This window comes from Streptomyces sp. NPDC039609 (assembly GCF_055596705.1).
Genome location: NZ_JBVIUJ010000001.1, coordinates 1,129,417 through 1,141,318, shown reverse-complemented (window position 1 = coordinate 1,141,318; position 11,902 = coordinate 1,129,417). Strand labels below are relative to the sequence as shown.

At 68.7% G+C, this 11,902-nt stretch carries 10 protein-coding genes and 2 pseudogenes; 4 read left to right on the top strand and 8 right to left on the bottom strand.

The features are described from left to right. Nucleotides 1-92: 92 nt before the first annotated feature. From ACZ561_RS05205 to ACZ561_RS05175, 7 genes and pseudogenes are all read right to left on the bottom strand, one after another. Nucleotides 93-526: pseudogene (locus ACZ561_RS05205) on the bottom strand (transposase); the annotation flags it as partial. A 93-nt stretch (nt 527-619) separates the two neighbouring features. Then, the gene (locus tag ACZ561_RS05200; protein WP_470989867.1) at nt 620-1,174 is read right to left on the bottom strand and encodes an AAA family ATPase; all 555 of its coding nucleotides are present in this window, start codon (nt 1,172-1,174) and stop codon (nt 620-622) included. A 456-nt stretch (nt 1,175-1,630) separates the two neighbouring features. Next, nucleotides 1,631-1,768: pseudogene (locus tag ACZ561_RS05195) on the bottom strand (HNH endonuclease); the annotation flags it as partial. A gap of 263 nt (nt 1,769-2,031) precedes the next feature. Continuing rightward, a complete protein-coding gene (locus ACZ561_RS05190) occupies nt 2,032-2,847 on the bottom strand; it encodes an ExeA family protein (RefSeq protein ID WP_470989866.1) in 816 nt (271 codons plus the stop codon). Continuing rightward, nucleotides 2,844-3,167, bottom strand: coding sequence for a Mu transposase C-terminal domain-containing protein (locus ACZ561_RS05185; RefSeq protein WP_470989863.1), 324 nt, complete (start codon nt 3,165-3,167; stop codon nt 2,844-2,846). Before ACZ561_RS05185 ends, ACZ561_RS05190 begins: the two co-directional genes overlap by 4 nt. Beyond that, nucleotides 3,164-4,204, bottom strand: a complete 1,041-nt coding sequence (locus tag ACZ561_RS05180; protein WP_470989861.1) for a DDE-type integrase/transposase/recombinase — start codon at nt 4,202-4,204, stop codon at nt 3,164-3,166. Before ACZ561_RS05180 ends, ACZ561_RS05185 begins: the two co-directional genes overlap by 4 nt. Nucleotides 4,205-4,307: 103 nt before the next feature. Further along, entirely contained in the window at nt 4,308-5,066 is a 759-nt protein-coding gene (locus ACZ561_RS05175; RefSeq protein ID WP_470989858.1) for a DUF6431 domain-containing protein, read from the bottom strand. Here ACZ561_RS05175 and ACZ561_RS05170 point away from each other — a divergent pair. Continuing rightward, entirely contained in the window at nt 5,053-5,622 is a 570-nt protein-coding gene (locus ACZ561_RS05170) for an SMI1/KNR4 family protein (RefSeq protein WP_470989855.1), read from the top strand. The two genes, ACZ561_RS05175 and ACZ561_RS05170, sit on opposite strands and share 14 nt — an antisense overlap. Nucleotides 5,623-6,006: 384 nt before the next feature. Beyond that, nucleotides 6,007-6,498, top strand: coding sequence for an SRPBCC family protein (locus tag ACZ561_RS05165; RefSeq protein WP_470989852.1), 492 nt, complete (start codon nt 6,007-6,009; stop codon nt 6,496-6,498). A 672-nt stretch (nt 6,499-7,170) separates the two neighbouring features. Here ACZ561_RS05165 and ACZ561_RS05160 read toward each other — a convergent pair. Beyond that, entirely contained in the window at nt 7,171-7,374 is a 204-nt protein-coding gene (locus tag ACZ561_RS05160; protein ID WP_030832902.1) for a cold-shock protein, read from the bottom strand. 1,306 nt (nt 7,375-8,680) lie between these two features. Here ACZ561_RS05160 and ACZ561_RS05155 point away from each other — a divergent pair. Then, nucleotides 8,681-9,832: a hypothetical protein gene (locus tag ACZ561_RS05155; RefSeq protein ID WP_470989848.1), complete on the top strand. Its 1,152-nt coding sequence runs from the start codon at nt 8,681-8,683 to the stop codon at nt 9,830-9,832. 602 nt (nt 9,833-10,434) lie between these two features. Then, the gene (locus tag ACZ561_RS05150; RefSeq protein ID WP_470989845.1) at nt 10,435-11,151 is read left to right on the top strand and encodes a hypothetical protein; all 717 of its coding nucleotides are present in this window, start codon (nt 10,435-10,437) and stop codon (nt 11,149-11,151) included. Nucleotides 11,152-11,902: the final 751 nt, after the last annotated feature.

The window sequence follows — 11,902 nt, the reverse complement described above, 5'->3', positions numbered from 1 at the left end:
CCGGGCAAGTCCCTCCGATCTCAGCGCCGGAGCGAAGCCCGGCACCGCGAGTCGGCTGCGCCCTGGTGTTGTGTGTCAGGCGCCTACGGGCCCCGATCGATCGCCGCTTGGCCCCGCAGGGTGGAGTAGGCGAGGGAGACGGCGACCTGGCTGTACTCGATACGTCCGGCGGTCCCGGTGTACCGGCGCTGCACGCCCCGGTGGCGGCGCCCTTCTTGAGGTCGCCGGTCTCGTCGACGACCAGCACCCGCTGTGTCATCGTGCAGTTCCCTGACGACGAAGCCGCAGATGTCGTCGCGTACCTCGTCGGCGTCCCACTTGGCCCTCGACAGCAGGTGCTGCAGGCCGTATGGGGGTCGCATCACGGGCGCGCTCGGCGAGCGTCCAGCGGGTTCTTGCGCGGCAGGTCCGACAGCAACCCGAGCACGAACTCCCTTGCCCGACGCCATCGTTCCACCCGGACGAACCGCCCCGCGATACCGCCCGTCAAAACCTCGAACGTTTCCTGCCACCGAACAGGATCCATGCTGTGCCCTGCGGCCACCGACTGATCTTCTGTCTTCACACTGATGATCACCAGTGGCCGCACCCGTCCCCGGACAGGCCCCGACCAGCAAGATCAGGATCGCTCGGTGGAGTGCTGCCCGGTCCAGCCGGTGACGGCCACCACCTCACGCGCAATGTCCACGACAGGCCGCCCGTCGGTCGCCACCCGCACCGTGTCCGCGGGGGCCCGCTCATCCAGGAGCCGCGCCTTGCGGGCGCTGCCCTTCAGCTCCTGCTCCAGCTCCGAGCCGAGTTCCCGGCCTGCCAGCCGCTCGCCGGCGGTGGCGTCGGAGGCAGTGAGCAGCACTCGTACGATCCGCACGCCCGCCCCCATGGCACGCTCGAACATGCCTGCCGCCTCGGGCAGCACACTCACGGTGTTCGTATAGATCAGGCGGCGGTAGCCGAGCCGGGCGAAATTCGCCCAGACGGCCGTCAGATTGCTCTCAGTGATCTCCGAGCGGTGGGGATCCCCTTCCGGTGCCGGATGCACCTGGCCCATGAAGTCACCCTCCACGATCGCGTGCGCGACCGCCGCGGCGCGCAGTCGCGCCGAAATCTCCCACCCCACCGTCGTCTTGCCGACACCGGCACGCCCACCGATGAGCAGTACTTCCGGATGGTCCATGGCAGGCATCGTGCCAGCCCCCGACCGCGCCACGCGATCCGGTTTCGCTCCGTGCCCGTGGCCGCAGCCCGCCCCATCGGCAAGATCGCGATCTACAACTCTTCACCAACCTGCCTCAGCAGGTCAGCGGCCCCTCACCAAACTCCCCCACCAGCGCGAGATCCTCCCCCGTAGGGACTCGTCGTCATGCCGCATGTGCTGCCGTACGGCAGTGAGGGTGTTGGGGACGTCATCGCCCCGTAGCCGCTCGTAGTCCGCCAGGCCACCAGATGCTCGAGCAGGTCGATGGCCTCGCCGGTACGACCCGCCGGCCAGAAGGACAGAGCGAGGTTGCCGAGAGAGAGCGCCGTGTGGATCCGAGGCAGGGCAGGACGTACGGCCTGGCCCATGCGGTCGAGGACATCGCGCGCGGTGGAGCACGCCTCACCGCGGCGACGACCGTTGGAGTGATGCGCACTCGGCCGGGTCCTTATCGGCCTTCGCGCAGTTCGTACGCGCGGTGACCGCGACCAGGGACGTCGCGACGTCCTGGTCATCCGCATAAGCCTCACGCCGAGCAGCCGTCCATTCCGCCGCTCCAACTGGTGGGGCTTCATCACCAGTAGGCGATATCCGGAGCTGGAGTTCGTGTCAGGGGAAGTAGCTACGGTACGCGCTGTGGACGCTGCTGATCTTGACTATCGAGCCCGGACGCAGTCTGGTTGCATTCCGCCGCATCTGGCTTCTCCACTTCTCTGTTGAGCGACGCTGAAGATGTGCATGAAAGCGACGTGTTGGTTGTCGATGAGATGGGATGAAACGACCCCGGCGGCCGTCAGGCCGCCGGGGTCGTCATGAACACAGTGTCGGCTTCGTCGTCACTCTGTCGCGTGTGTCTCGGTGATGGCGGTCCGGGTGGAGGACTCGTCGACGATGCCTTTCTCCTCGGTGAAGGCGGCGATGAGGGACTGCCAGGCGATGTTGTTGACCGAGCGGGGCAGGCCGCGGCTGGTGAGGTGGATGAGTTCGACGGCGTCGTCGGAGAACAGGGTGTCCTGGCGTCCGGCGATCGTGAGGTGGTGCTTGATGTAGCTGGCGGTCTCCTCCTTGCTCATGGTGGGCATCTGGTAGCTGATCGAGATCCGCTGGTCCAGGGCTGCCAGGACGCCGTGCTTCATCCGTTTGCGCAGGGTGGGCTGGCCGATCAGCAACACCGCGAACGGTGTCGTGGAGTCCATGTCGTAGTTGGTGAGCATGCGGATCGCGTCCAGCTCCTGGTGGTCGAGGAGGTGCGACTCGTCGATCACGACGGCCGGCGTCCTTCCCCGTTCGTCGACCTCCGCGGCCAGTGCGGCGGACGCCTGCGTGGCGAGAGCGGCCAGGTGGAACTTGGGGGTGCCGCCCAGGCTGGTGACGATGCGGTCATAGAGGCCGCGCATGCCGACCTCGGGGTTGGGCTGGTAGATGACCGTGAACCGGGCCGGGTCGAGCGAGGCGACGGCGCCCTTGAGCGCGACCGTCTTGCCGGATCCGACCTCGCCGGTAACCACACCGATCGCCCGGTTGTTGATGCACCACGCGATGCGGGCGGCGGCCTCCCGGTGGGAGTTGTGTTGGTGGAGCATGGAAGGGGCCAGATTGCGGCCGAAGGGGACACGGGTGAACCCGAAGTACCCCTGAACGCGGTCGATCATCGCGGTCCCCGCCCGTCGTCCATCAGGGACGAGTAGTTGATGCCTTTGGCGGTGCTCGCCGTGTGCGTCTCGTCGAGGATCTTCAGGTAGTCGATTCCAGTCGGCGGGGCCGGCTCCGGCGGTGTCTCCGGAGTCGCCTTCGGATGGGTGTGACGGCCCACCCGGTGCGGGAGGGCTTTGCCCGCCGTCTTCCCCGAGGCCCTCACCTCGATCTCGGTCAGGTCGAACGGGTCGAAGACCAGCTCGACTTTCATCCCGGCCAGCATCGGGTCGACCTCGTAGCTGTTGCCGTGCAGGCTGACCGTCGCGGTCTTCGTCACGGTGCGGAACTCCGACCACAAAACGCCTCCCGAAGATCAGCGGGGCTGGGCAGAGGCAGCGGCCGGGGAATCGAACCCAGCCACCGTGCGATCGGACGCTGCCCCGTCTCCGAGTGCACCGTGCGGTGATAGACCGTCTCCACCCACGCGGTGAAAAGCCTGTTCAGCTCGGTGAGATGCTCAATCTGGCCGACACGTTCGTCATCAAGCTCGACCAGGAACTGATCACGGACGGTCCGGAAAAGGCGTTCGATCTTCCCCCTGCCCTGCGGCCGTCCGGGCTTAGAGTGAGTGAGCCGGATGGCCAGGGACGCGCATGCCCGCAAGAGCCACGTGTCCACGAAGGCACTCCCGTTGTCGACGTAGATCGACTCCGGGACCCCGCGGGCAGACAGCGCCGGCCGCAGGGCGGCGGCCAGGCGAACGGTGTCCTCGGCGAACCCGAACCGGTGACCCACGATCGCCCGGCTGTGGTCGTCGATGAACGCAAACAAGTACGTCTTGCGTCCGCCGATCTTCGGTCCGTGGAGGGCGTCCCCGGTCCAGAGTTCATTGCCTCGGGTGGCCTCGAATCGGCCGAACACGCTGGGCCGGCCGCCTTCGCCGGTGCCCGTGAGGCCAACGCTGGCGAAGTGCCGCTGCAGGGTCCGGTCGGTCGGCGACCAGCCCTGCGTCGTCCGCAGGATCCGCTGGATCTGCGCGGCCGTGCGGCCCGGGTTCTCCTTCTTCAACGCGGCCGCCAGGTCCAGCACCTCCACCGGGGTCCGCGGGGTGACCTGCCGCTGGGCGGGCACCAGGGCGGGAAACCCGCCCGCGCGGTAGTTACGGACCCAGCGGTCCAGCGTCCCGCGGGCGACCCGCACCTGTCGGCCGAACGGATCGGTGTGCTCCCGCGAGGCCAGCTCTCGGGCGAGCTTCCCGCGCTGGCGTGTTGTGAGCTTCGTGTCGATCAGGTCCTGGATCAGACCGTAACGGAACAGGCCCACCTGCCGGGCCCGCTCCGCCCGGCGACGGTCCTCGTCCTCACTCGGTGACATAGGCAACCCACCTCGCGTCTCGAACAGCGCCCGCCGCTTCGCCGGCGGACACGATCAAGACTTCCGGCACCTCCAGATCCCGCCCAGGGGCGGCCCGTGTTGATCAAATAGCTGTAGAGGGCGAGGTCAGCAGCCTGCCGCCTATCGCCCGTCCGGCGAACTCCCACCGCGACACCGTGAGCATCCCCGGCCACCTCGCCGCGGCCGCCTGATGGGCGGCAGCGACCGCCGAGACGGCATCGGCGAGCGCTGAAGGCGCCGCATCCGGCATCACCGGGTCATCCGCGAGCGCGACCAGAGCGACGGTGAAGTACCGCCGGACGTCCTCCGCCCGGCCGGCGAACGCGCGCAACCAGCCACGAACCGTGCCCTCGGCCAAGCCCAGGATAGCGGCGACCCGCCGGTGCCCTATGCCCAACGCGGCTATCTCCAGCCCGGCCCCGATCACCCTGGCCGCATCCGCCCGCCGCGGCCAGAGCACCTCCGCCAGCAGCACGTGCGTGACCTTGCAGCCCGAACAACGCGTACGGCGCGGCCGCAGAAACAACCGAGACCCCAAATCACCCCGGATCTCCCGGGCCCGGCCATGTCCCCACGGTGCCAGGGACGCCCCGCATGACGGACACGTCAGCCGGCCTTCCCGCAGCTGCCGTTCCACCAACAGCACGTCCGAGTCCGCGATCAGCACCCGACAGCCTCCGCAGCCCACGACGTGCTCGGCTCCGAGCACGGACGAAGTACCGCCAGCCTGCCCAAACACCAAAGGATCATGTCCCTCAAGACGTCGTTCGTGACGGACGAAGCAGGTCTGTGAAGGTTCGCGATCCTCGCTCTGGCACGCTGTCCCGGTGGACGATCTCATCGGCACTCAAGTACCTAGTCAGCGAATGACTGATCCAGCTTCGGCAGTCGCTGCTTTGGAGCAGGCCGTTCCTGGCCTCGGTCTCCTTCGACGTACGGCTCCAGCCGGCATCGACTGGGCTCGGGTCGAGGGATGCCTTGCCACGGAGCTGCCCTCCGACTACAAGCTGCTTGCCAACAGCTACCAGTCCTTGGTTTTCGGGGACTTCCTTTGCGTCGGCTTCCCGAACCCCGGGCAGGAACAGGCGTGGTCAGAGGACCCCGAAGATCTTGAGATCCTCGCTGAGTGGTGTGCGGAAGCAGAGATGTCCATTCCTCTGCACCCCTTTCCTGCCCCCGGCGGCCTGCTGCCATGGGCGACGTCGAACCAGGGCGACTACTTCCTCTGGAGCACTACAGCGTCTGATCCTGACGAGTGGACTGTCACCGTGGCCTCACGCAGTGGCGGCTGGTGGCATTACACGGGAGGCGCGGTTCAGTTCCTCGCGGACCTGATCAGCGGAGCTTTGGAACTGTGGCAGTTGCCGTCGGTACGGCCTCAAGTCGAGGCCTTCTGAGCGAACGACGGCTCTACGACTCAATCATGTTCACGGTGTCGTCGCACGCGAAGAACTGGCCAGAACCCAGTAACGACCACAGCCCGTGTGCAACGGGAGTGTCGCTGTCACCCCTCTTCATCACCACGCAGAGAGTCGTCTAAGACTTCTCGAACTCGGCCATGCCGAGAAGGTGGAGTTCTGGGCCGGCCACGGGGAGTGGTTCTGCGCGCGGGAGTGGGCACGGCTGCTCGGCGAACAGGGCCGACAGGCAGAGGAACTGGAGATACTCGCCCCGTACCTCGCTACCTTTGCCTTACAGACACAGAATGCAGTGCCCTCGGCAGAGGAGCACGACGAGCAGCACAAAGGAACGTCGTCCCAGAGGAAAGAATGATGCGCACCATGAAATACACCGTCTCCATCGAGATCGCCCTGCCGCGGGAGAAGGTGGTCCAGCTGCTCGCCGACCCGGCACACCTGCCGAAGTGGCTGCGGGGCCTGCTGCTGCACGAGCCGCTGAGTGGGGAGCACGGGCAGCTCGGCACCAAGTCGCGGGTCGTGATGCAGATGGGCCAGAGGAAGATCGAGTGCACCGAGACCATCACACGCCGGGAACCGACAGACCTGCGCGAGATCCCGAAAGCGAGCGTCGTTCACTTCGACCGCGAGATCGTCGGCGAGGGCATGTGGAGCGCCGTGCGCGACCGGCTGACCGAAGCCGGCCCGGAAAGGACGCTCTGGGAGAGCGAGAACGAATACCGGTTCAGCGGATTTCTGATGAAGCTGGTGGGACTCCTGATGCCCGGCGCCTTCCGCAAGCAGTCGCAACAGCACATGCAGGACTTCAAGGCGTTCGCCGAGCAGGGAAAGGACGTCCGCGAGGCGACGGACTGATCTGCCGTAAGTGGTCAGGCGTCTGACGGCGTGGCATGTTGGTCTTCCCTTCGTTCGCAGATGACCGATGGGGCAAGCTCCACCGGCGCTGTCTGGAGATGACCGGTGCCGAAGGCGGCGAGGCCGGCGCTGCGGCGCGCGAAACGGTCCGCCGCCATCCACGAATCCGTACGCAGTGGGCCGACGATCCGGGCCGGCCGCTGTAGCTCAGCGCCCCGGGACCGCGAGCCACCAAACGATCGCCCCCACCTGGTTCAGCGGCAGCTCGGCGAGCTGGGCGAGCTGGGCGTCAAGCCTCAGGCCGCCGTACGGGCCCGTAAGGCGGCGGCGAAGCGGTCCCCCCAGCGGGAGACTGGGTCGGGCAAGACCTCTACTGCCTTTCTGAAGGGCCTTGAGGCCCTTCAGCAGTACATCCGACGGGAAGGCCGCCTCCCCGGTCGGGGAGTCCTCGACGGCTCCCCGACGGCAGCGAACACCGCACCGGAATCTGGATCGCCGACCAGCAGCAGCGCCGGGCCCGGCTCACCGGAGAGCAGCTCGCCTCGCTGGCCCGACTCGGCATCGACTGGGCGCGGCCGTGATCGCCGGCACACCCTCAACTCGGCAACTGGCCGCGGGACGCCGAGGCCGGACCAGGGTCGGGTTCCGCGGCAGCGGTCGGGCGAGAGAGGATCAGATGGGGCGGACCTGCTGCGCCTGGGGACCCTTGGGGCCCTGGCCGGTGGTGAATTCCACCCGCTGGTTCTCCTCGAGCGACCGGAACCCGGACGCATCAATCTCGGAGAAGTGCACGAACACGTCCGGAGTACCGTCATCCGGCGAAATGAACCCGAACCCCTTCTCCGCGTTGAACCACTTCACAGTCCCCTGAGCCATGACGCGCCTTTCCCGATCCACCCCGGCCCGCGAACACCGCGGCCGGTAGCAACCCGATACTCCCCCACCCCGCACAGGCGAAACACCACCCGGGAGTGAACGAGACGGGACCGAGCACGACAGCTTCCCCGCCTCCCAGCCCCGCCTCCGCAACCAGGGTTCCCCTCGACAGCCCGATTGGCATCGGCTGGGCCACCTGAGGAGTCTCGCGTGCCCGTTCCACCGGTGCCTCGTCCACGTCAGGAACCGGGCGATCGGACAGCGGCCTCGGTCGACTCCCGGCTGAAGCGGAACTCAGGAGCCTTCGTCCCTCCCCCGGAAGCCCACCCGCCGGTGCAATCGTCATCAGGCAGCAACGTTGTGTCTGGCTGGGGCTACGGTGATCGCTGCCTCAGCCAGCCACCCCCTACCAGGCCCCGTTCCCGGGCACCGTGCCTCAGGGGCGTCGCGTGGTACGGGATGTGCCCCCACACCTCCGACGCGCAACGGCAATAGCAAGGGGTACCGCAGCGCACAGCGAGAGAACGGAGCGCGGAGCGCACCGTGACTGCCTGCCGCATTCCCGCAGCATGTGAGAGCGCGGGGCGCTCGCCCCCTGTGGGGCCGAAGCGAAGCGACCGCCCCAAGGGGTCACGCCGGCGGGTGCACAAAGGTGCTGCCCGGTCGGGTGACAGCGTGATCCAGGGGTACCCCTGTTCGGGGTATCCAAGACGGCTCCGACGCAGAGATCACACCAGCCACATCAAGTCCAGGCCACCGACGCCCAGGACGCGCACCCTACCGACCCGCTGTGAGCAGAACTCCCCTGCTGACCAGGCCCTTCGCTCCACAGGGGCCGGTCCGGGGCGTGGCCTGCGGTGCTCTGCCGAGCGGCGGGCCCGGGGCGGGTCAGGCAGCCGGGGCCAGGAGGTTGAGGTCTCGGTCGCGACCTGGCCGAGGTGGTGGCGGATCGCGTCACCGGTGCGCCAGGTGAGCGGGCCTTCGGCGGCCCCGATCCGGGCGGCCTCGGAAACGACGTCGGCGAGACTGCCGGGCCCGGCGGTGCAGCCGGCCCCTACGGCGGCGGGCCCCTGCTCTGCCGGGTCGGGCCGGCAGGACGGTGTGCTCGCCGACGGCCAGGGCTGTCCGTGGAGTGAGCGGCGTGGAGTCGGCCTACCGGCACCGGGGGCAGAGCAGACCCCGCTGAACGCGGGTCGTCCGCCGCCGCCAGGAAGCGTGCCCGACCGCGTCAGTGCTACCTGATGGACTCCGCCGCTCGGGCAGCGCACCATACTGGTCGAGCCCTGATCACCCACTGGACGGTTCCATGGCCAAGAGCAGCTCTTCATCGACCACTGTCCCCGACACCGTATGGCTCGGGCGTGGACATCACCTCGGGCCCGAGGCCGAGCGGGACGTCCGGCGCAACCTCATCGCCCTCAAGGCAGCCGGAGTGATCGACGACTTCCTGGACCTCGACCCGATCGAGGCGGCCCGGTCGACCGATCTGTTCCCTCGGGACGAGTCCGCCGACGCCGGCCCGGCCGCCCGCCGGCTCTTCGAGGCCCGCTGGCGCACGGCCGACGGTGTCACGGTGCGCGCTCAACTGACCACGTACGGGTCGGAGTCCCGCCGCGTCGAGAACGAGGGCGTCACCTGGGTCCTCGCCGCCGAGGCGGAGCGGGCGTGGGAAGCCGGCTGGCCCTCACCCGCCACCGTGTTCTGGCCCGACAGCGACCAGGTCGCCTGGGATCACGAGAGGGTGCCGGGAGTACGTCTGCGGACGACGAACCACCTGCCGAAGGACGACGGCGAGTTGCGGCGCCTGCTGCGGGACTGCACCCGTCAGAACTGGTTCATCCATGTCGTGGTGCACGAGGCGATGACACCGGACGCGCGGGGGCAGCGGCCGATCACCGCGTTCCTCCCACCGAGCCTGCGACACCGGGTCGTCGAGCACCGGGCCACGCCGGAGCAGGCGCTGATCGCCGACTTCGCCATGAAGCGTGAGCTGGGCGTCGGACTACCGCGCGGCGGGGCCGTCGTCCTGCCCCCGACGCCGCAGATCCCGGCCTACGACGCGGAACGCTTCACCGTACGCGACGTCTTCCTGGACGGCACGGAACCCACCGAACTCCTCCAGACAATCGCGGAATTCGCCTCACTGCCCCAACCGCTGCCGGGCGACGCCGAACAGGTCCTGACACGACTGCGCCAAAGCTGGCACCTGCTCACCCCGGACGAGGAGCTTGTCCACGCACGGACCATGGTCACCAGGTATGCCAAGGCGCTCGAAGCCATGACCGCATCCTGTGACCTGTACCGTGAAGCGGCCGAGTCGGCGCACGCCGCACTCGCCGAAGCAACCAGCCGCAACCACGCGCCCCCGGCACCCACGCCCGCTACGGCCGAGCAGGACACCTCACCGCTGAAAAGCCTCACGAAAACGCTCGCCCGCTTCCGCAGCCCGAACCGATAGCGAGCCGGATGAGAGATCCAGCGGCGTCTCCACGGCCGGTGCACTCGACGGAAAGGCAAACGGCACCACGAAGCCCCAGCCACGGCCCCCCGGCCTGCCCGTGGGAGCGGCTCGTACCTGCTCGCCCGGATGTCCTGCGCGAGCTCACGAGCGACCCGCATCTCCACCCCGGTCCGCGGATCCTCGTCAAGGTCCCACTCGTCGCAGGCCTCGAAACCGGCCCCCCTCGTCACCCACCGGCGCTCCACGGACGCGGCTGCCGGTCGCCGCTGCCGTCGGCGGTCAGCGCGACCGGTCCGGGGCGCGAGGTCGTCCCGTCGCTCAGCTCGTCGTCATCCAGCCCCGGACCGCACGCCGCTGAACACCCTGCCAGGCAGCCTCGAAGGTGAAGACCGGCTGCGGGGTCGTGGAGGACATCGCCTTCCGCGGCCCTGGTCGCGGGTGTCCCGTACCTGCTGCTGAAGCTTGGCCACCAGCCCACTGAACTCGCGGGCGGCTTCAGCCTGCTGGAGCAGGACGACGGCACGCTGTTCCTGGTCACCCTGACCCGCATCGGCTGGACGGCATCGGCGGCGTTCAACCTCTCGGTCCCCCTGGAGATCGTGGCCGTACTCCGGCAGCGTTCGGCACCTCGGATCAAGGCACTGGGCGGACCGCAGTCGCTCGCCTCGTGCCCCGTCGGCGGCACCGTCCCGCTCGCCCCCACCGCCGCGTCAGTCGTCACCCTCCCCAAGGCCGCCGCCGCGACCCCCACCGCGAGCGGCAGCACCACGACGGCGGCATCCTCCAGCGTCACACCGGCGGCCCACGCGCCGACCGCCGACCGGCCCAAGCACACGATGACTTGCACGACCGAGCTGCCGTGGGACCTGGCCGAGGAGTACCTCGGTGCCGGCAGACGGTGGAAGGACGTCGCCGCCCTCAATCCGGAGATTCCACAGCTGGTGGCCGGCGACCAGTACCTCCCCGTCGGTGCGGTCATCAAGCTGCCCGCCGACGCCCGGCCCGTCGCCCCGCCCCGCCACAAGCACCGCTCCCGAGATCTCGGGCAGCCTCCGGCTTCTCGGGCGAGATGGGAGTCTGGCCCCGTGATGGGACGTCTGCCCGTCCCGCGCATCATCGCCTCCACCGGGGCGCCCGGATCGCCGCCAGGCGAAGGGATCGCGGCGCCGAGCTTGTGCCGGGCGTTCCTGATCGCGCCGAACATTGTGCCGAGCGTGACCCTGGCGTTGTTCGGCTGGACGACAGCGTGCGCCGCCGCCTCGACGGCCCTGATGGACTCGCTGTACGCGCGCACCGGCGCCGGGCTCCGCCCGTAGGCCGCCTGCCACGCCGTGGCAAGGTGGTCCGCGGCCGACCTGGCCGCCGCCTCGGCGAGCGTGTGCCGCACCGCGTCGCCCATTGTTGGAGTGACCCGCTCCTCCAGACCGTCCCAGGCCTCGGCGATCCGGTCGGTCCGATCGGGCTCGGGAAGCGCGCGACGCTCTCGGAGGCCCTTGCTGGGGGGGGAGCGGGAGGTAGCCAGGCCGCGTCAGTGAGCGTGCCTGATCTCCGCGCGAGGGGTCCCGTAGCGGCTCGATTACCCAGTGGATCTGTTGATTGGTGCGCCGAGAGGTTGAACCTTCCTGGAGGCCCTTAAGTCGCATGATCCGAAGACCGATGTCGCTAAGAGGGTGAAGATCATTCCGAAAGCATTTCTTTGGGTTCTCGAAGGAGCCTCGCATGCGTCCTGTCCATCGGCCGGTCCTCGGCCCACTCCCCCGAAGAGGCAAGTGGATTGCCGGTGGCGCGTTGGCTTCGCTTTCCCTCGCGATTCTGGGCTTCAGCAGCCCCGCACTCGCGACCATCGCACACGAGCCGGCTGGCGCATTCAGCCAGGCAGGCCTAGACCCTCATCATTGCCGAGACAACTGGCACGACGACGAGTGCGAGAACGGGGCCGGCGTCACCGGTCCGACGGGACCGGCGCGAACCACAGGCGCGACGGGCCCAACCGGGCCGCCGGGAACGGACGGCGCAACCGGCCCCACCGGAGCGACCGGGCCTGCGGGTCCCACGGGTGCAACCGGC

Excerpts from the sequence above, each read along its gene's own strand:
- ACZ561_RS05180 (WP_470989861.1), bottom strand. The coding sequence starts at position 4,204 with ATGTCACCGAGTGAGGACGAGGACCGTCGCCGGGCGGAGCGGGCCCGG.
- ACZ561_RS05160 (WP_030832902.1), bottom strand. The coding sequence starts at position 7,374 with ATGGCTCAGGGGACTGTGAAGTGGTTCAACGCGGAGAAGGGGTTCGGG.
- ACZ561_RS05200 (WP_470989867.1), bottom strand. The coding sequence starts at position 1,174 with ATGGACCATCCGGAAGTACTGCTCATCGGTGGGCGTGCCGGTGTCGGC.
- ACZ561_RS05165 (WP_470989852.1), top strand. The coding sequence starts at position 6,007 with ATGAAATACACCGTCTCCATCGAGATCGCCCTGCCGCGGGAGAAGGTG.
- ACZ561_RS05190 (WP_470989866.1), bottom strand. The coding sequence starts at position 2,847 with ATGATCGACCGCGTTCAGGGGTACTTCGGGTTCACCCGTGTCCCCTTC.
- ACZ561_RS05175 (WP_470989858.1), bottom strand. The coding sequence starts at position 5,066 with ATGAGATCGTCCACCGGGACAGCGTGCCAGAGCGAGGATCGCGAACCT.
- ACZ561_RS05155 (WP_470989848.1), top strand. The coding sequence starts at position 8,681 with ATGGCCAAGAGCAGCTCTTCATCGACCACTGTCCCCGACACCGTATGG.